Source organism: Novosphingobium taihuense (assembly GCF_007830315.1).
Lineage (GTDB): Bacteria > Pseudomonadota > Alphaproteobacteria > Sphingomonadales > Sphingomonadaceae > Novosphingobium > Novosphingobium taihuense.
The window spans coordinates 228,433-244,971 of sequence record NZ_VLKJ01000001.1 but is presented as its reverse complement, the minus strand read 5'-3'; the positions used below and the strand labels follow the sequence as shown (position 1 = coordinate 244,971).

16 protein-coding genes are annotated in these 16,539 nt (G+C 64.4%); 11 read left to right on the top strand and 5 right to left on the bottom strand.

All coding sequences use genetic code 11. The annotated features are described in order from the left end of the window. The first annotated feature begins 40 nt into the window (after positions 1-40). From IQ25_RS01170 to IQ25_RS01160, 3 genes are read left to right on the top strand one after another with little or no spacing between them, the layout of a single operon-like run. Positions 41-1,147 (top strand): PAS domain-containing protein, encoded by a 1,107-nt coding sequence (locus IQ25_RS01170; protein ID WP_144901434.1) that lies wholly within the window; start codon positions 41-43, stop codon positions 1,145-1,147. Next, the gene (locus tag IQ25_RS01165) at positions 1,144-1,533 is read left to right on the top strand and encodes a response regulator (protein ID WP_246415407.1); all 390 of its coding nucleotides are present in this window, start codon (positions 1,144-1,146) and stop codon (positions 1,531-1,533) included. Before IQ25_RS01170 ends, IQ25_RS01165 begins: the two co-directional genes overlap by 4 nt. Before the next feature lie 58 nt (positions 1,534-1,591). Then, positions 1,592-2,389: a tyrosine-protein phosphatase gene (locus IQ25_RS01160; RefSeq protein ID WP_144901432.1), complete on the top strand. Its 798-nt coding sequence runs from the start codon at positions 1,592-1,594 to the stop codon at positions 2,387-2,389. Between the two features lie 4 nt (positions 2,390-2,393). Here IQ25_RS01160 and add read toward each other — a convergent pair whose 3' ends face one another. After that, positions 2,394-3,488: an adenosine deaminase gene (gene add / locus IQ25_RS01155; RefSeq protein WP_258536921.1), complete on the bottom strand. Its 1,095-nt coding sequence runs from the start codon at positions 3,486-3,488 to the stop codon at positions 2,394-2,396. Between the two features lie 224 nt (positions 3,489-3,712). On the opposite strand from add, the gene trxB reads away from it, so the two are divergent. Continuing rightward, entirely contained in the window at positions 3,713-4,681 is a 969-nt protein-coding gene (gene trxB, locus IQ25_RS01150) for a thioredoxin-disulfide reductase (protein WP_144901427.1), read from the top strand. Here the strand turns inward: trxB and IQ25_RS01145 are convergent. The 4 genes from IQ25_RS01145 to IQ25_RS01130 are packed head-to-tail and all read right to left on the bottom strand — an operon-like array spanning position 4,671 to position 7,402. Next, positions 4,671-5,459, bottom strand: coding sequence for a hydrolase 1, exosortase A system-associated (locus tag IQ25_RS01145; RefSeq protein ID WP_144901425.1), 789 nt, complete (start codon positions 5,457-5,459; stop codon positions 4,671-4,673). The two genes, trxB and IQ25_RS01145, sit on opposite strands and share 11 nt — an antisense overlap. Beyond that, positions 5,456-6,118 carry an alpha/beta hydrolase family protein gene (locus IQ25_RS01140; protein ID WP_144901422.1) on the bottom strand — a complete coding sequence of 221 codons (663 nt, stop codon included), beginning with the start codon at positions 6,116-6,118 and terminating at the stop codon, positions 5,456-5,458. Before IQ25_RS01140 ends, IQ25_RS01145 begins: the two co-directional genes overlap by 4 nt. Then, on the bottom strand, positions 6,115-6,372 hold the full coding sequence (locus IQ25_RS01135) for an acyl carrier protein (protein ID WP_181447150.1): 258 nt from the start codon (positions 6,370-6,372) through the stop codon (positions 6,115-6,117). The genes IQ25_RS01140 and IQ25_RS01135 overlap by 4 nt, the downstream gene beginning before the upstream one ends. 37 nt (positions 6,373-6,409) lie before the next feature. Next, the gene (locus IQ25_RS01130) at positions 6,410-7,402 is read right to left on the bottom strand and encodes a GNAT family N-acetyltransferase (protein ID WP_144903033.1); all 993 of its coding nucleotides are present in this window, start codon (positions 7,400-7,402) and stop codon (positions 6,410-6,412) included. Positions 7,403-7,431: 29 nt separating this feature from the next. Between IQ25_RS01130 and IQ25_RS01125 the strand changes: the two genes are divergently transcribed. The 7 genes from IQ25_RS01125 to IQ25_RS01095 all read left to right on the top strand — a co-directional run bounded on the left by IQ25_RS01125 (position 7,432) and on the right by IQ25_RS01095 (position 16,535). Continuing rightward, positions 7,432-8,958, top strand: a complete 1,527-nt coding sequence (locus IQ25_RS01125) for an acyl-CoA ligase (AMP-forming), exosortase A system-associated (RefSeq protein WP_144901420.1) — start codon at positions 7,432-7,434, stop codon at positions 8,956-8,958. Beyond that, a complete protein-coding gene (locus IQ25_RS01120; protein WP_144901418.1) occupies positions 8,955-10,181 on the top strand; it encodes a pyridoxal-dependent decarboxylase, exosortase A system-associated in 1,227 nt (408 codons plus the stop codon). Before IQ25_RS01125 ends, IQ25_RS01120 begins: the two co-directional genes overlap by 4 nt. 211 nt (positions 10,182-10,392) lie before the next feature. Further along, on the top strand, positions 10,393-11,040 hold the full coding sequence (locus IQ25_RS01115) for an XrtA/PEP-CTERM system exopolysaccharide export protein (protein ID WP_144901416.1): 648 nt from the start codon (positions 10,393-10,395) through the stop codon (positions 11,038-11,040). Between the two features lie 7 nt (positions 11,041-11,047). Next, positions 11,048-12,565, top strand: a complete 1,518-nt coding sequence (locus IQ25_RS01110) for an XrtA system polysaccharide chain length determinant (protein ID WP_144901413.1) — start codon at positions 11,048-11,050, stop codon at positions 12,563-12,565. An 11-nt stretch (positions 12,566-12,576) separates the two neighbouring features. After that, the gene (locus IQ25_RS01105; RefSeq protein WP_144901411.1) at positions 12,577-13,530 is read left to right on the top strand and encodes an AAA family ATPase; all 954 of its coding nucleotides are present in this window, start codon (positions 12,577-12,579) and stop codon (positions 13,528-13,530) included. Beyond that, positions 13,527-15,242 (top strand): preprotein translocase subunit YajC, encoded by a 1,716-nt coding sequence (locus tag IQ25_RS01100; RefSeq protein WP_144901409.1) that lies wholly within the window; start codon positions 13,527-13,529, stop codon positions 15,240-15,242. The genes IQ25_RS01105 and IQ25_RS01100 overlap by 4 nt, the downstream gene beginning before the upstream one ends. Positions 15,243-15,260: 18 nt before the next feature. Beyond that, positions 15,261-16,535 (top strand): XrtA/PEP-CTERM system-associated ATPase, encoded by a 1,275-nt coding sequence (locus IQ25_RS01095; RefSeq protein ID WP_144901407.1) that lies wholly within the window; start codon positions 15,261-15,263, stop codon positions 16,533-16,535. Positions 16,536-16,539: the final 4 nt, after the last annotated feature.

Below are 16,539 nucleotides of genomic sequence, written 5' to 3'. Positions count from 1 at the left end.
AAGCCGTAGCGACTGCATTTCGGTGGCAGGTGCCACTGATATGAACCACAACAGTTTCAACGATTCCCCCGTACCTGACCGGACCGATCAGGCCCACACCGCGTTTGATTCCTCGGTTGCGCGCTTCCGTGCGCAACATCCCGAAGACACGTTTTCCGGAGCATCCGGCGTGCTTTTCGAGCAAGCCATGGCACAGACGCGCATGGCGATCTGTCTTTGCGATCCTCATGAGCCAGACATGCCGATCGTTTTCGCAAACCGCGCTTTCCGCCACCTGACCGGATATGAAGAGCACGAGATCGTCGGGCGCAATTGCCGCTTTCTGCAAGGGCCGCACAGCGATCGCTCTGCTTTGGTTCGTATCCGTAATGCCCTTGCGAACGAGGAAGTGACCGTCGTCGAGCTGTTGAATTACCGAAAGGATGGTTCGGCGTTCTGGAACGCTCTGCATCTTGGGCCAGTCTACGATGCGGAAGGCAAGCTGGTTTATTTCTTCGGAAGCCAGTGGGACGTCTCCGATGTCCGGGCAGCTCGGGCCGAAGAGCTTCATGCCCGCGAACTGGCGCGAGAGCTGTCGCACCGCATGAAGAACATGTTCGCGGTTATCGGCGGCATCGTGAATTTTACAGGGCGCGTGCGCGGGGTCGAAGCCGAAGCGCGCGAGATCAATGATCGCATCCAGGCACTGGGGCGGGCCTATGAGACCACGCTGGACGATTCCAGACGCGGCACTGTCGAGGTGGGCCAGGCAATCCGCGCGGTGCTGGCGCCATATGACCCGGATGGCACGCGATTTCGCTTTGAAGGCAATGGCTTGCGTTCCGACTTCGGCGCTGTCTCGGTCCTTGGGCTGTCTCTCCACGAACTTGCCGTCAACGCCATCCGCAATGGCGCGCTGAGCACCGACAAGGGGTGGGTCACCGTAGCATGGCGCAAGAACGGTTCAGCCGATGGACCGGCAATCCGCATCGATTGGATGGAACACGGACGCGGTTCGGGCGTCCCTGACAGTGACAGTGCCTTTAGCGGTGCGGATGGGATCGTGGATCGGATGCTCGACATGGCAAGGGGAGGAATCGTCAGGGAATGGCACAGCGAAGGGCTCCGCGCGAAACTCAACATTCCACTGCGGGAGGCCGCTGAATGAGCGGCATGCATCCCTCATCGAACGAGCCCCGACGCGTTTTGGTGCTGGACGACGAACCCCTGATCCTGCTCGATCTCGAGTTTGCTGTGGAGGATGCCGGTTGCAAGCCGCTCACCGCGCTGGATTTGGTGGAGGCGCTTTCCATTGTGCAAAACAACGCCATTTCTGCCGCTATCCTCGACGTTTCGCTGGGGCAGGGACAGACGTGCGAACAGGTGGCGCGAGCGCTGGCAGCCTTGGGCGTGCCCTATGTGCTGCATACAGGCGATCTGGACCGGATGGACGAGGCAGTACGCAGCCTTGGCGGGACTCTCGTACCCAAGCCGACACCTGCCTCTGTCGTGGTAGCTCGCGCTCTTGAACCCCTGACCGTGCGCCATCAGTGAAGGCTTGCGCCTGATCGGATGACCGCGCATGGCGGCGGCGGGCGGCAAGGACGATTCAATGGCTACCTCCACTGAAGCACGCGTGATCACGCTGGCTGGGATCCATAACTTTCGCGATTACGGCGGCTATGCGGCGCGTGCAGGGCGACTGCGGAATGGCGTGCTCTGGCGTTCTGGTCAGCATAGCGACGCGACGCCCGAAGATCTCGACGTGGTCCATGGTCTGGGCATTGCCACAGTGATCGACTTGCGCGGCGATAGCGAGCGGCGCGGCAACCCCTGCCTTCGCCATCGGGACTGGTCGGGCAACGTGCTCTTCCATCCCGGCGAGACTGCCAGTGCCGAAGGCCGCGCAGTCCATGAGGAAATGGCGGCGCAGGTCCGCACAGCCGACGATGCGCGCAACGCCATGCTCCGCCTTTACGAGACTCTGCCGTTCCGTCCCGTTCTGGTCGGCACATATCGACTTTACATGACGGCGTTAGCCGAGCGGGAAAGCCCGAGTCTGCTGCATTGCCTGGCCGGAAAAGACCGCACCGGGCTTGCCGCCGCGCTGGTCCACAGCCTGCTCGGCGTGCACCACGATGACATCGTCGCCGACTATCTCCTCACCAACACCGCTGGCAACGCCGAAGCCCGCATCGAGGCTGGCGCGCGGCATGTGCGCGAAGGTTTTGGCCGGTCGATGGACGATGCGGCCGTGCGCGTGCTGATGGGCGTCGAGGCGCCGTTCCTTGACCGTTCGTTTGCCACGATTGCCGAGCGGCACGGCAGCATCTCGGCCTATGCGCGCGATGTTCTGGGCGTGACGCCTGACGTGCTGGCGGCGATGGAGCGCAACCTCGTCGAGGGTTGAGCGCTCAGGCTGATTTCACGTAAGCATCCAACCGCGCGATCATCGCGGCCTTGTCCGCTTCGGGCAGCCATGCTGCCTCAAAGCCGTAGCGCGTCATGGCGATCAGCTCCGCTTTGCTCAGGCGGCTGCGGTCGACGGCGCGGATCAGCACGCCGTCGATGTATTCGCTGCCCATGTAGGCAGGGTCGTCGGACGAGATCGTGACCTTGAGCCCGGCGTCGAGCATCGCGCGGACGACATCCACCGGCATTTTCTCGGTGCGGCGCAGCGTGCCGGAGAACGTCGGGCAGACGGTGAAATAGATACCGCGTTCCTTGGCAATCGCCACCAGTTCGGTCGACTGGACGATGTTGCCGCCGTGATCGATGCGATCGACCTTGAGGTCGGTCAGCACGGTACGGATGTTCTTGAGCGTGTCGGTCTGGTCCACGTCACAATGCGCGGTGACCTTGAGCCCGTTGGCGCGCGCCTTGGCAAAGTGCTCTCGGAACTTCTCGGGCGGATTGCCCGCCTCGTCGCTGTCGAGCCCCACGCCGACCAGATCGGCCTTGAACGGCAGCGCCGCATCGAGTGTGGCCATTGCGCTTTCCGCCGAAAGATCGCGCACGAAGCACAGTATCAGTTGCGATCGGATGCCGAGCTTGCTCTCTGCATCGCGCCGCGCGCGGGTGATCCCGCCGATCACGTCGGCCATGGTCACGCCACGCTTGAGGTGCTCCTGCGGATCGAAGAACATCTCGGCATAGATCACGTTCTGCGATGCTGCCTTGGCGAGGTAGGCATAGGCGAGGTCGTAGAAATCCGGCTCCTTCTGCAGCACTTTCATGCCGTCGTAGTAGATCGCGAGAAAGCTCGGCAGGTCATGGTACTGGTAGCTCGCCTTCATCGCGGCCACGTCGGCGAAGGGCAGGTTCATGCCGTTGCGCTTTGCCAGCGCGAACTTCATCTCGGCTTCAAGCGTGCCTTCGAGATGGACGTGGTATTCGCTCTTGGGCAGGCCGTGGATGAATTTTGCCAGCGTCGGATCGGTAACCGGTGCGACCGCCCCAGCGTGCCTGCCCAGCGCCAGCGAGCCGCCGAGCGCTGCTAAACCCTTCACGAAATCCCTGCGATGCATTTGCGATGCCCCCGTTATGCGCGACGCACTTCTCGGGCGGAGCAGGCTCTCAAGTCAAAATCCTTTTGCGCAACGCCGCGTTGGCAAAATGTGCGCATGGCTGCCCCCAAGAAAATCTGTCCGATAGCTGCGGATAAAGCCCCTTTGGCGGACTCGCTTTTGACGCCCGCGCTGCTTATCTCGCCAACCGACTGGAGGAGTTTTCCATGGCGACCACGCACAAGACCCGCATGCTCATCATCGGTTCCGGCCCGGCCGGGCTTTCCGCCGCGATCTATGGCGCGCGCGCAGGCATGCAGCCGATCGTGGTGCAGGGGCTCCAGCCCGGTGGCCAGCTGACAATCACGACTGATGTCGAGAACTATCCCGGCTTCCGCGACGTGATCCAGGGCCCGTGGCTGATGCAGGAGATGCAGGCACAGGCCGAGCATGTCGGCACGCGGATGATGTGGGACACGATCCTCGACGTCAGCCTCGATGGCAGCCCCTTCCGTGCGGTGGGCGACAGCGGCGACATCTACGAGGGTGACGTTCTGGTCATCGCCACGGGCGCACAGGCGAAGTGGCTTGGCGTTCCGGGCGAGCAGGAGTTTTCGGGCAAGGGCGTTTCGGCCTGCGCCACCTGCGATGGATTCTTCTATCGCGGCAAGAAGGTCGTCGTGATCGGCGGCGGCAACACTGCGGTCGAGGAAGCGCTTTACCTTACCAACCACTCGCCCGACGTCACGCTGATCCACCGCCGCGACAGCTTGCGCGCCGAGAAGATCCTGCAGGACCGCCTTTTTGCGCATCCGAACGTCAAGGTGCTGTGGAACGCGAAGGTCGACAGCTTCGTCGGCGAAGCGGGCAAGGGCCTGACCGGCGTAAAGGTGGTCGATACCATGACCGGCGCGGAAAGCGTGGTTGAGACCGACGGCGCATTTGTCGCAATCGGCCATGCTCCGGCTACCGAACTGTTCAAGGGCAAGCTGGAACTTGATGACAGCGGCTACATCGTCGTCGAGCCCGGCACGCCCAAGACCGCCATTCCCGGCGTCTTTGCCTGCGGCGACGTGATGGACCACACCTACCGTCAGGCCGTGACGGCTGCCGGCACCGGCTGCATGGCCGCGCTCGATTCCGAACGGTTCCTCGCGGAGCTGGACTACAAGGCCGCGCAGGCGGTTACCGCGTAAGCATCTCGATCAGCCGCGCGTGGAGCCATTCGCGCGCGGCTTCATCCGAGAAGCTGTGCGAGGCGCTGTCGACGCGCTGGATGCGCTGGTCGGCGATGCCCCAGACTTCGCTGAACATCTGCGCCGTCCGGTCACGGCTGGCCAGCAGGATTGCTGTCTCGCCGGTAAACGCGGAAAGGGCCGCCTTCATCTCGTCAACCAGTCCCTGTGGCGCAGCCGTCGGCGCTGCGGCACTGCGCAGGCCCTTGGCGAGCTTGGCAAGATTGACCCCGCCAGTGAGCAGACGCCAGACTTCGCGTGGATTGGCGAGTTTGGCCAGATAGCGGCTGCGGATCGCCGAGGCAGGCATGGCCTCGGGGGCTTCCTCGCCATCGATGGTCCAGGGATTGGCCAGCACCATCGCATCAAGCGCGAGTGCCGGGGCATTGAGCATCAGCGCGGCTGCCGCATCGCAATTGCCGAAAGCGACCACGCGCGAGAGGTGCGGCATTGCCGCGCGAAAGGCCGCAAGAGCAGCTGCGATGTCAGGCCCCGAGTGCCGGAACGAAAGATTCTCGCCCTTGCTGTCGCCCACCCCACGCCGGTCGTAGCGGAACACCGGAAAGCCTTCGCCTGCCAGCCTTGCGGCCAATTGCGCCTGTCCGCTCCATGAGCCCGCGCGCAATTCGTTGCCGCCGGAGACGATCAGCAGGCCCGCGGAATGGCTCGAAGTCTCTCGGTCGAGCGTACCGAGGAGCGTCGCGCCCTCGCAGGCAAAGGTGAGGTGCTGGCGGGTCATCCGGCGATTATCCTCGCCAGCGCTGCCGACTGTGCAGGCGCGGCGGCAGGCTCTGCCCGGAGCCACAGGCCGCCACCACCACCAAGTTCGGACTGCGCGATCAGGCGCTGGCCTTCGATCTCTGGCATAGCATGTTCAAGGCCAGCGATCAGCGAGGCCCCGCAGCGCCAGCCTGCCAGTTCCAGCCCCTCGGTCCGCCCTCGCTCAAGCAGGTCTGCGCTGTCCTCATGTTCGCCCGCCTCGCGCGCAGCGATGACCCGGGCGCGGATCATCTGGCGCAGGATCGAAGTGCCCTTGGCCGGTTCCAGCACCCAGCCGGGCATGGCATTCGGATACACCAGCGCACCGCCGCGCACCGCCAGCACTTCGCTCGCACGGAAGTGCCGTGCGGCGATCAGCATCGCGCTGCGCCAGCCGTGGAGGCTCTGTGCCGTGAAATCCTGCAGGCTCTCGTTGCAGCCGGGCAGGTCCGGCAGGAATGTGTCGATGCCGGCCTGATCGAGCAGGCGCATCATGTCGACCAGCATGCGCCGCATGCGGTTGGCTTCGTCGAACAGGGCAGGGACGATCAGCAGCCGCCGCGGGCGGTCACGATCGAGGGCAAGCGCGTATTCCTCGCTCTGGCCATGCGGGCCGGGGCAAGGCCAGGTTGCGATCACGCCGCTACTTTTGCTTCCAGGAACGACAGGAGGTTGCCGTAGCTCTCGAGCAGTTCGCCATCGACCTCGTCGTCCTCGATCACGATGTCGAGCCGGTCCTCGATCTCGGTCAGCAGGCCTGCGACAGCCATCGAATCAAGCTCCGGCAGGTCGCCGAACAAGCCGGTGGAAGCGTCGAAGGCGGCCACGCGCTCGGCCGAAAGGCCCAGAACGTCCTGAAGGATCGCGCGCAGTGTGCTGTCGGTGTCGCTCATCAGTGTTCCGGCTGCCATTGTGTCGTTCATCGCGCCCTTAACCATCGTGGTTCGGGGAAACAAGGGGGTGCAGCCTGCGACGCAGCAGAGCGCGCAGCAACGAGGGCCAGTGCCGGACCGAGGTCTTGCGCCACGCACGCACGCGCCAGCGGATGCGCACCTGTTCCATCCAGTCACGCTTGTACGAATCGTCGCCGGTTCCGAAGTCGATCAGCGAAACGCCATCGCGATCAATCACATGCTCAAACATGGCAGCGCTGAGCAGCGTTCCGGGCGATTGCTTGCGGAAGCGTTCGTCGTGGGCGAGCTTGTGAATGAACGCCGTGCCGCCTTCGACGGTCCAGAACTGCGCGGCAACGGGTTGGCCATCGATCTCCGCAAGGCCAAGGCGGAGGCGACCTGCCTCGCTTTCCATTTGCGCCCATGCCCTCAGGAAGGCGGGAGAGCCTTCGCCGGGCTTCCAGCTCAACGTGTAGATCGCCTCGTAAGCATCCCAGTCCGTTTGGGAAAATTCGGTGACGAGGCGCAGATGCACTTCGCCCTTGCGGCTTTTGCGGCGGACAGTTTCGCGCAAGGCTCCGGGGCGGTCGGCCCAGTATTCGGCAAAGCTGCGGCCGTTGACGCACAGGATGTGGTTGGCATCGCACGGTTCGCTGATCGTGATCCATCCGGCCTTGCGGAAGGCTGCTGCCAGGGCTTGCGCTTCCTCTTCAGGCATTGGCGCGAACATGGCGCGACCAAGTGGAAGGCTTTGTACAAGTTCTGAAAGACCGGACATATCCCCAAGTGGAGAAACGAAAAAGTTGTACCAGTTGGCAAGGGGAGCAACGTGACTTCCGGCGTCCAGCCATGGCAGGACGGTCGTGGCGGTGCCATCGCTGGCCACGCCGATCCGGGCTTTGCCGGTATCCAAACAATGGTCTGCCAGCAGGGCAAGCCAGTCCAGCCGCTCGAACGGCGATGTGCCTTGCACCGCGATCACGCGCGGGTCGGCTTGCGCTTCCTTAAGACTGGCGTGATAGACGTCCAACGCTCTTGCCATTCCCCATAGAGAACCGAGTGCCAGAAACGCCCGATCCCACCGTGTATCCGCTTGATCACCTTGCCCTTCGCGGTGAGCGCAATGCCCCTGCGCTGGTGCTCAAGGATCGCACGCTAAGCCACGAAGCGTTAAATGCGCGTGTAGGAACCCTTGCGAAGTGGTTGAAATCACGCGCGGGTGATGCCGGGTCCCGCGTGGCGACTTGGTTGCCCAAAACCGAACTCGCCTGCCTGATGCCGCTGGCGGCGGTGCGGGCAGGGCTGGTCCACGTGCCGGTGAACCCGCTGCTGAAGCGGGCCCAGGTGGCGCATATCCTTGGCGATAGCGGTGCGGCGATCCTGATCGCCAACAAGGGGCGGCTCGATACGCTGGAGACAGGGGATGCCGCCTGTCCCGTGATCGATGAGGCGGCCGTGTGGGCGGAAGTGGAGGCGGAAGGTGGCGAACTGCCACCGTCCGACGCCGCGCCCGACAGTCTCGCGGCTATTCTCTACACCAGCGGTTCCACCGGACGGCCCAAGGGGGTGATGCTCAGTCAGGCCAATCTGTGGCTCGGCGCGGTGAGCGTGGCGCATTATCTGAAGATCGTGCCGCAGGACCGGGTGCTGGCGGTGCTGCCGCTGGCATTCGATTATGGCCAGAACCAGCTGCTTTCCACCTGGTATGCAGGCGGCAGTGTGGTCCCGCTCGATTACCTCACGCCACGCGACGTGGTGAAGGCGGTGGCAAAGCATGGCGTCACCACGATCGCCGCCGTGCCGCCGCTATGGCTGCAACTGGTGGAGTTGGGGTGGCCTGAGGACGTGGCCGCGTCGCTTCGGCGGCTGACCAATAGCGGCGGTGCGCTGACGCCATCGCTGGTCCGGGCGTTGCGCACGAAGTTTCCCGCTGCCGATCTCTACCCGATGTACGGCCTGACCGAGGCGTTCCGTTCGACCTATCTCGATCCGGCGCTGGTGGACGCGCATCCGACATCGATCGGCAAGGCGATACCGTTTGCAGAAATTCTTGTAGTCAATGACTTGGGTGGGGAAGCTCAGGCAGAGGACGAGGGTGAACTGGTCCATACCGGCCCACTCGTCGCGCAGGGCTATTGGCAGGATGCCGAGCGGACGGCAGAGCGATTCAAGCCTGCGCCTGCGTTCTCGAAACTGGGCGGCATGGCGGTGTGGTCGGGCGATCGGGTCAGGCGCGATGCCGAGGGACTGCTGCACTTCGTCGGGCGGCGCGATGCCATGATCAAGACCAGCGGCAACCGGGTCAGCCCGCAGGAAGTGGAAGAAGCCGCCGTGGCGACGGGGCTTGTGGCCGAAGCGGTGGCGCTGGGCTTGCCCGATCCGCAACTGGGGCAGGCGATCCATCTCGTCGCCCGGGCCGCACCCGGTGCAGAGCAGGCAGACCTGATCCCCGCGCTGACCCGCGCGCTGCCCAATTTCATGGTGCCTCGTCACGTTCATTGGCGTGACGTCATGCCCGTCAGTCCCAATGGCAAGCTGGACCGGGTTGCACTCGCGGCGGAACTGGCCAAGGACATGAAGCCATGAAACCGCTAGGGCCCATTCCTGCAGGCTACGAAGCCATCGACGGCGTGCTGGCAGTTGCCGGCCGCAAGGTGACCGATCTGGTGGCTGAGGCCGGCCGCACCCCGCTGTTCGTATATTCGCGCGATCTGCTCAGCGCCCGCGTTGCGGCCCTGCGCGTGGCGATGCCCGAGCGTTTGGCTATCCATTATGCCGTGAAAGCAAATCCTTATCAGCCATTGCTCAAGCATATGCTGGGACAGGTCGATGGCTTCGACATTGCCTCGGGCGGCGAGCTTGAGATCGTGCGAGCAGTTGGCATCGATCCGGCGCGGGTCAGCTTTGCCGGGCCGGGCAAGCGTGATGCGGAGCTTGAGGCGGCGATTGCGGCGGGCGTCACGCTCAATCTCGAATCCGAGGGCGAAGCCAGTCGTGCGCTGGCCATCGCGGAGCGTCTCGGCATTGCGCCGCGCCTTGCCATCCGGGTCAATCCCGATTTCGATCTCAAGGGATCAGGCATGAAGATGGGCGGCGGGGCCAAGCCTTTCGGCATCGATGCCGAGCGTGTGCCGGCCCTCGCGCGCAAGCTGATTTCGGCAGGCGCGGACTGGCGCGGCTTCCATATCTTCGCGGGCAGTCAGGCGCTTTCGGCTGACGCCATCATCGAAACGCAAGGTCAGACGCTGGCGCTGGCCGCGCGTCTGGCAGAAGAATCGGGTGCGGCGCTGCCCAAGTGCAATCTGGGCGGGGGCTTTGGCATTCCCTACTTTCCCGGCGACGAACCGGTAGATATTGTCGCCGTCGGCGCAGCGCTTGCGGAGCGGTTCGCCGATCTGCCCGAAGTGCTCCAAGACACTGCATTCTGCATTGAACTCGGCCGCTATCTTGTTGGTGAAGCTGGCGTTTATCTCGCCACTGTGGTCGACCGCAAGGAGAGCCATGGCGAGACCTATCTCGTCACTGATGGCGGGCTCCATCATCAGCTGGCAGCCTCCGGCAACTTCGGCACCGTTGTTCGTCGCAACTATCCCAGCGCCATCGCCACGCGCTTTGGTGAGGCTGTGGAAGAAGAGGCGAGCATCGTAGGGTGTCTGTGCACGCCGCTTGACCGGCTGGCCGACAAGGGCGGTTTTCCAAGGGCTGACGTCGGCGATATCGTCGCCATTTTCTGTGCCGGGGCCTATGGTGCCAGTGCCAGCCCGGCCATGTTCCTGGGCCAAGGGCCGGCTGCGGAAATGCTTGTCTGACAATCGCATAGGTTCCCGCCGTTAACCCCTGACGTGACGCCAGTCCCGTTACGGGACGCGACCGAATGGCCGCTTGGCGTCACGCCTTCAAGCAATCAAGGCTAACGCAATCTTCACCCTTTTTGGCGATAGCCAGCGGTGAATTGCGGCTCTGCGCGCGCTGTCTGCGGACAGGGCGGGCCGGGAACCACCGCAGCAAGAAGGACAGTCCATGCCGTTCAATTCGCGTCTTACCCGTATGCTTGCAGGCACGGCCATGCTGAGCCTTGCCCTGTCGGGCTGCAGTGGCGTCGGTGGCGGGCCCCAACTGCCGCCAGCCTCGTTCGTGGCCCTGCAGGAAGGACCGGGCGAAGAATACGTGATCGGCCCGCTCGACGAGCTGACGATTTTCGTCTGGCGCAATCCCGAACTGGGCGCGAGCGTACAGGTCCGTCCCGACGGGCGTATAACCACTCCGCTGATCACCGACATGCCGGCCGTGGGCAAGACACCGTCGATGCTGGCCGAAGACATCAAGCTCCAGCTTTCGCAGTACATCCAGGAGCCGATCGTCTCGGTCATCGTCAACAAGTTTGCCGGGACTTTCAGCCAGCAGGTGCGCATCGTCGGCGCGACCGAGAAGCCAGCCTCGATCCCGTTCCGTGCCAACATGACGCTGCTCGATGCGATGATCGCGGTCGGCGGGCTTTCGGAATACGCCGCAGGCAACAAGGCGCGGCTGGTTCGGTTCGACAAGCAATCTGGCAACCAGAAGGAATATGCAGTGCGCATCGGCGATCTGCTGCGCAAGGGCGATACCAAGGCCAACGTCCTGCTCATGCCCGGCGATGTGATCATTATCCCCGAGAGCACGTTCTGAGCCGCCGATGACCAGTATCTATGAAGAAGTGCGCATCGCGCTCTATGGCATCTGGCATCGTCGCTGGATTGCGCTCGGCATTGCCTGGGCGGTCTGCGCGCTGGGCTGGCTGGTCGTGGCGATGGTGCCCAACAGCTACGAATCCAAGGCGCGCATCTTTGTGCAGATCGACGATGTGTTGGCCGACCAGATCGGCATCGGAGGCGATCGCAAGCGCGACATCGAACGCGTTCGCCAGACGCTGACCAGCGCGGTCAATCTCGAGAAGGTCGTCCGCGCCACGCGCCTGGGCGACAAGGTGACGTCCGACAAGCAGATGCAGGCTGCGGTTGAAAGCCTTGGCAAGCAGGTCACGGTGGTCAGCCAGCAGGACAACCTGTTCGAGATCACCGGTACTGCTGGCGGCGGCGGTCGCAACGATGGTGAGAATGCCAAGCTGGCGCAGGATGTCGTCCAGAAAATGATCGACATTTTTCGCGAGGAGAACCTTGCCGGTGGACGCGGCGAGATGACCGATACGCTCGCCTTCATGGACCAGCAGCTGGCCGATCGTAAGAAGGCGCTCGAAGCAGCTGAACTGAAGCGCACCGAATTCGAATCCAAGAACGCAGGCTTCATTCCCGGCGCCGGTTCGCTCACCACCCGGCTCGAAGCTGCGCGTAACCAGATGCGCGATGTCGAATCGAACCTGCTCGCGGCACAGAGCGCGCTCGCCTCGATCAACGGGCAGCTTTCAGGCACGCCGCAGACCATTGCCATTCCGGGTGTTTCGGGCGGTGCCAAGGGCGCGCTTGCCCAGGCCATGTCCGATCTCGGCGCGATGCGAGCTCGCGGGCTGACCGACAGCCATCCGGACGTGATTTCCGCCAAGGCGCAGATTGCCAACCTGCAGAAGGCTGCGGCGGGCGAGGGCAGTGGCGGTGGTACGCCTAATCCGGCCTACAGCTCGCTCGTCTCGATCAAGGCTGACCGCGAAGCGAGCCTCGTCTCGCTGCAGTCGCGCCGCGCTTCGCTCCAGGCCGAAATCTCGCAACTCACCGCGCAGCAGTACAGCGAGCCAACCGTGGCCGCTGAAGCCGCGCGCATCAACCGCGATTACGACGTGCTCAAGGAGCAGTACGACAAGCTCCTGCGCGACCGCGAGCAACTGCGCCTGCGCGGCCAAGTCGAGACCGAGCGTGACGCGGTGAAGTTTGAAGTGATCGACCCGCCGACAATGCCGCGTGGGCCAGCTGCGCCGGACCGTCCGCTGCTGTTGCTGCTCGTCCTGATCGTCGGCATCGGCGCAGGCTGTGGCGGCGCCTTCGCCATCGGCCAGCTCCGTTCGGCCTATTCGACCACGGGCCAGCTTGAACGCGCGACCGGCCTGCAGGTGCTCGGCGGCATCTCCGAGGCGATCACCCGCACCGCGCGGGCAGAGCGTGCGCGCAGGCTCAAGTGGTTCGCAGGCGGGGTCGCCGGTCTGTTCGTGATGCTCTTCGTCCTCCTCGGGGTCGAAATGCTCAAGCGCGGCATGGTGGCCTGAGGAGTGATGCGATGACCGACCAGAGCAAGATCCCGCTGCCAGCCTCCGGCCCCTCGCTGATCGAGCGCGCTTCGGGTGCCTTCGACTTCCGCACCCTGACGCGGCCTGTCGTGCCCGACCTGCCGCCTGCGCCGATGCCCAAAGTGGTCGCCGCGCCGCCAGCACCCGCGCCTGCGCCATTCGTCGCTCCGGTTGCCATGCCAGAGCCTGAACCCGAGCCCGAGGTGCGGCACTTCACTGGTCCGCGCCATGTGATCGACCGGGCCCACTTGCGCGAACAGTGCCTGATCGAACCCGAAAGCAGCGTCACCGGCCTGCTTGAGGAGTTCCGCATCGTGAAGCGCCAGCTCCTGCGCACCGCCGCCGAATCGCGCGGCGATCTGCATGGCGAGCGCATCCTCGTCGCCTCGGCCCATCCGGGCGAGGGAAAGACCTTTTGCGCGGTCAACCTCGCGCTGTCGATGGCGGCGGAGAAGGACACCGAGGTCCTCCTGGTAGATGCCGACTTCGCCAAGCCATCGGTGCTCTCCACGCTCGGCTTGCCCGGCGGTCCGGGTCTGATGGACGCACTGGCCGATCCTGACATCGCGGTAGAGGACTGTGTGCTCGGCACCGACATCGCCGGGCTCTATGTCCTGCCCGCAGGCAACGCCACCGGGTCCGACACCGAATACCTCGCCTCCGCCCGCACCGAAGCGGTGCTCGAGCGGCTGACGCGGCATTCGCCCAACCGCATCGTCATCTTCGATTCGCCGCCGGTGCTCGCCGCATCGCCTGCCAGTGTGCTCGCCCACCATGTCGGGCAGACCGTCGTCATCGTGCGCGCGGACCTCACCGGCGAGGCTGCGCTGCGCGATGCGGTCAGCCTACTTGGCGCCTGTGACGACATCAAGCTCCTGCTCAACGGCACCCGGTTCTCGACCACCGGCCGCCGTTTCGGCACCTATTACGGATACAAGGAATGATCCGGACACGGCTTCCTTTGCGCTTGGCGGCGCTTGCCGGAGCGATGCTCCTGGCCGCGCCGCTCCACGCGCAATCGCTCGATTACGAGAGCGTCGATGGCGATGCGCCGTCGGACAAGGCTGATGCACCTAACAAGAGCAAGGGCCGCGGCCTGACCTCGCGCGGTGCAGGCGGTGGTCCGCGCACGACGATCCGCCCCTACATCGAGGCGACGCAGAACGTCCTGTGGGAGCTTTCGCCCGGTGACGAGGTGCTGACCTACAGCACGATTGCCGCAGGCGTTGACGTCAACCTCGACGGCCGCCGCACGCAGGGCGCGGTCTCGGTGCGCTATGAACGCCGCATCTCGCAATCTGACCGACTGCGCGATGGCGATACGCTGTCCGGTCTCGCTCGCGTCAAGCACGACCTGATCCCGCGCACGCTCTCGGTGGAAGCAGGCGCGCTCGCCGCACGCACCCGCGTGGAAGGGAGCGGCGCATCGACGCTCAACCCGCTCGCCGCCAACGACGCGGTCAGCCAGGTCTATTCGATCTACGCAGGTCCTGCCGTGTCGACCCATGTCGGCGATGTTGCGCTCGCCGGGTCGTACATGCTCGGCTACACCAAGGTGCAGCAGAAGGACGCGGTCCAGCTTGCCCCCGGCCAGCCGCTGACCGACATCTTCGATGATTCGGTCTCGCAGTCGGCGCAGCTTTCGGCAGGGATCGCGCCCGGTACGGTTCTACCTGTGGGCATCACCGCCAGCGGCTCCTACTATCAGGAAGATGTGACCAACCTCGACCAGCGCGTGCGCGACATGCGCGCCGGGGTGCAGGTGACTTATCCCGTGACCATGGAACTCGCGCTCGTTGGCGCCGTGGGATACGAGAACGTTGAGGTATCCTCGCGCGATGCCGTCCGCGATGCCAATGGTGTCCCGGTGCTGGGCAGCAATGGCCGCTACGTGACCGACAAGTCACGCCCCCGCGAACTTGCCTACGACACCGAAGGATTCACCTGGGATGCCGGCGTGATGTGGCGGCCCAGCCGCCGCACCGCGCTCTCGGCCTTTGTCGGCCGTCGCTATGACAGCACGACCTATTACGGCAGCTTCTCCTACAACCCGAACGCGCGCAGCTCCCTGACCGTCGCGGTCTATGACAACGTCTCCGGCTTTGGCGGGCAGGTGAACCGGGCGCTGCGTGATCTGCCGACCGACTTCCAGGTCAACCGCGATCCGTTCAACGGACAGATCAGCGGTTGTGCGATCGGTTCGGAATCGGGGGGCTGCGTCAACAATGCGCTGTCCTCGGTCGCCAGTTCGGTGTTCCGCGCGCGCGGCGTCAATGCCACTTATGCGCACCGCATCGGTCGGATGCAGGCGGGGATCGGCGCAGGCTACATTCGCCGCAAGTATATCGCTCGCGAGGACTCGGTGCTCGGCGCGGCCAACGGCATTGTCGACGAGAGCTTCTATGTCGATGCCGGGCTGAATGGCCCGATCGACCGTCGTTCGAGCTTTGCCGTCTCGGCTTATGCCGCATGGTTCCAGTCGGGCGCATCCAGCCTTGGCGACGTGACCACGGTTGGCGCCAACGCGGCCTACTTCCGCAATCTGACCGACCGCCTCGTGGCGACCGCAGCGGTCGGTTTGGATAGTGTTAACCGTAAAGTGATTGAAGATCAGGTAGTAGCCTCAGGCCTTGTCGGCCTGCGCTATTCCTTCTGACGCCCGGAGACGGCTTCGATGTACGATGAATTCTATGGCCTGACGGGTCGCCCTTTCCAGCTGACGCCCGATCCGCGCTTCTATTTCGAGAGCGGAACGCACCGCAAGGCCCTGTCTTATCTGGGTTATGGCCTCGCACAGGGGGAGGGCTTCATTGTCATCACCGGTGAGGTTGGCGCAGGCAAGTCCACGCTTGCCGCGCACCTGATGGCCACGATTGACCGCCAGCGACTCACCGCCGCGCAGATCGTCACTTCGGCGCTCGACGGCGAGGAGCTGATCCACGTTTCGGCACGCGCCTTCGGTCTTGAAGTGGCCGGACACGACAAAGCCACCGCACTCGCCCAGATCGAAGCCTTCCTGCATCACGAAGCGCGCGAAGGCCGTCGCTGCCTGCTGGTGGTGGACGAATCGCAGAACCTCTCGGTCGAAGCGCTCGAAGAGCTGCGCATGCTCTCGAACTTCCAGTTGGGCGCGCATCCGCTGCTGCAGATACTGCTGCTCGGTCAGCCCGAATTCCGCACGCTGATCCAGACATCGCCGGAGCTGGAGCAACTGCGCCAGCGCGTGATTGCCTCGCATCACCTCGATGCGATGGAGCCTGCCGAAGTCGGCGCCTATGTCGAACACCGTCTGGCGATGGTTGGCTGGCAAGGGCGCCCGCAGTTCGATGCGCGGGTCTATGCCGATCTTGCCAAGGCCAGCGGCGGCGTGCCGCGCCGGATCAACCAGATCGTCAACCGCCTGATGCTGATGGGTGCCGTCGAGCAGCGCGACCATATCGATGCCGCGATGCTGCAGGCCGTACTGGCCGATCTCGCCGGTGACGGTGCCTTCGGCACGCCGCAGGTTTCCGTGACGCCCGCTCCTGCAGCCGACGTGCCGCAGATCGACATGCCGGTCGCTGCCGCCGCAGCACCTGTGGAAGCCGCAACGGTCGCTCCCGCGCCTGCCTTCGATGAAAGCGTCTGGCGCGCGGCTCTGGCCGAGCGTGACGAGCAGATTGCCGAGTTGCAGCAGGCGATCATCGAGCTGGCCGACATGCGCGCCGCGCCTGTCGCGCCCGTGCCCGACTTCGATCTGGCCGCCCAGCTTGAGGAAGCCAACCATCGCATCGCCGCGCTGGAACAGCGTCCGGGTGACGAAGCCGTGCTTGAGGCGCTGGCCGAGGCGCAGCGCCGCGTCGCCGCGCTCGAATCGCGCACCAGCGAGCAGGAAATGGCGATCCGCCACACGCTGACCATGCTGATCGAGTGGATCGAGGCCGAAGACTTCCATCGCGCCGCTGCGTGAGCGA

Coding starts and splice junctions, on each gene's coding strand:
- IQ25_RS01170 (WP_144901434.1), top strand. CDS start 41: ATGAACCACAACAGTTTCAACGATTCCCCCGTACCTGACCGGACCGAT.
- IQ25_RS01165 (WP_246415407.1), top strand. CDS start 1,144: ATGAGCGGCATGCATCCCTCATCGAACGAGCCCCGACGCGTTTTGGTG.
- IQ25_RS01160 (WP_144901432.1), top strand. CDS start 1,592: ATGGCTACCTCCACTGAAGCACGCGTGATCACGCTGGCTGGGATCCAT.
- trxB (WP_144901427.1), top strand. CDS start 3,713: ATGGCGACCACGCACAAGACCCGCATGCTCATCATCGGTTCCGGCCCG.
- IQ25_RS01145 (WP_144901425.1), bottom strand. CDS start 5,459: ATGACCCGCCAGCACCTCACCTTTGCCTGCGAGGGCGCGACGCTCCTC.
- IQ25_RS01135 (WP_181447150.1), bottom strand. CDS start 6,372: ATGAGCGACACCGACAGCACACTGCGCGCGATCCTTCAGGACGTTCTG.
- IQ25_RS01120 (WP_144901418.1), top strand. CDS start 8,955: ATGAAACCGCTAGGGCCCATTCCTGCAGGCTACGAAGCCATCGACGGC.
- IQ25_RS01115 (WP_144901416.1), top strand. CDS start 10,393: ATGCCGTTCAATTCGCGTCTTACCCGTATGCTTGCAGGCACGGCCATG.
- IQ25_RS01110 (WP_144901413.1), top strand. CDS start 11,048: ATGACCAGTATCTATGAAGAAGTGCGCATCGCGCTCTATGGCATCTGG.
- IQ25_RS01105 (WP_144901411.1), top strand. CDS start 12,577: ATGACCGACCAGAGCAAGATCCCGCTGCCAGCCTCCGGCCCCTCGCTG.
- IQ25_RS01100 (WP_144901409.1), top strand. CDS start 13,527: ATGATCCGGACACGGCTTCCTTTGCGCTTGGCGGCGCTTGCCGGAGCG.
- IQ25_RS01095 (WP_144901407.1), top strand. CDS start 15,261: ATGTACGATGAATTCTATGGCCTGACGGGTCGCCCTTTCCAGCTGACG.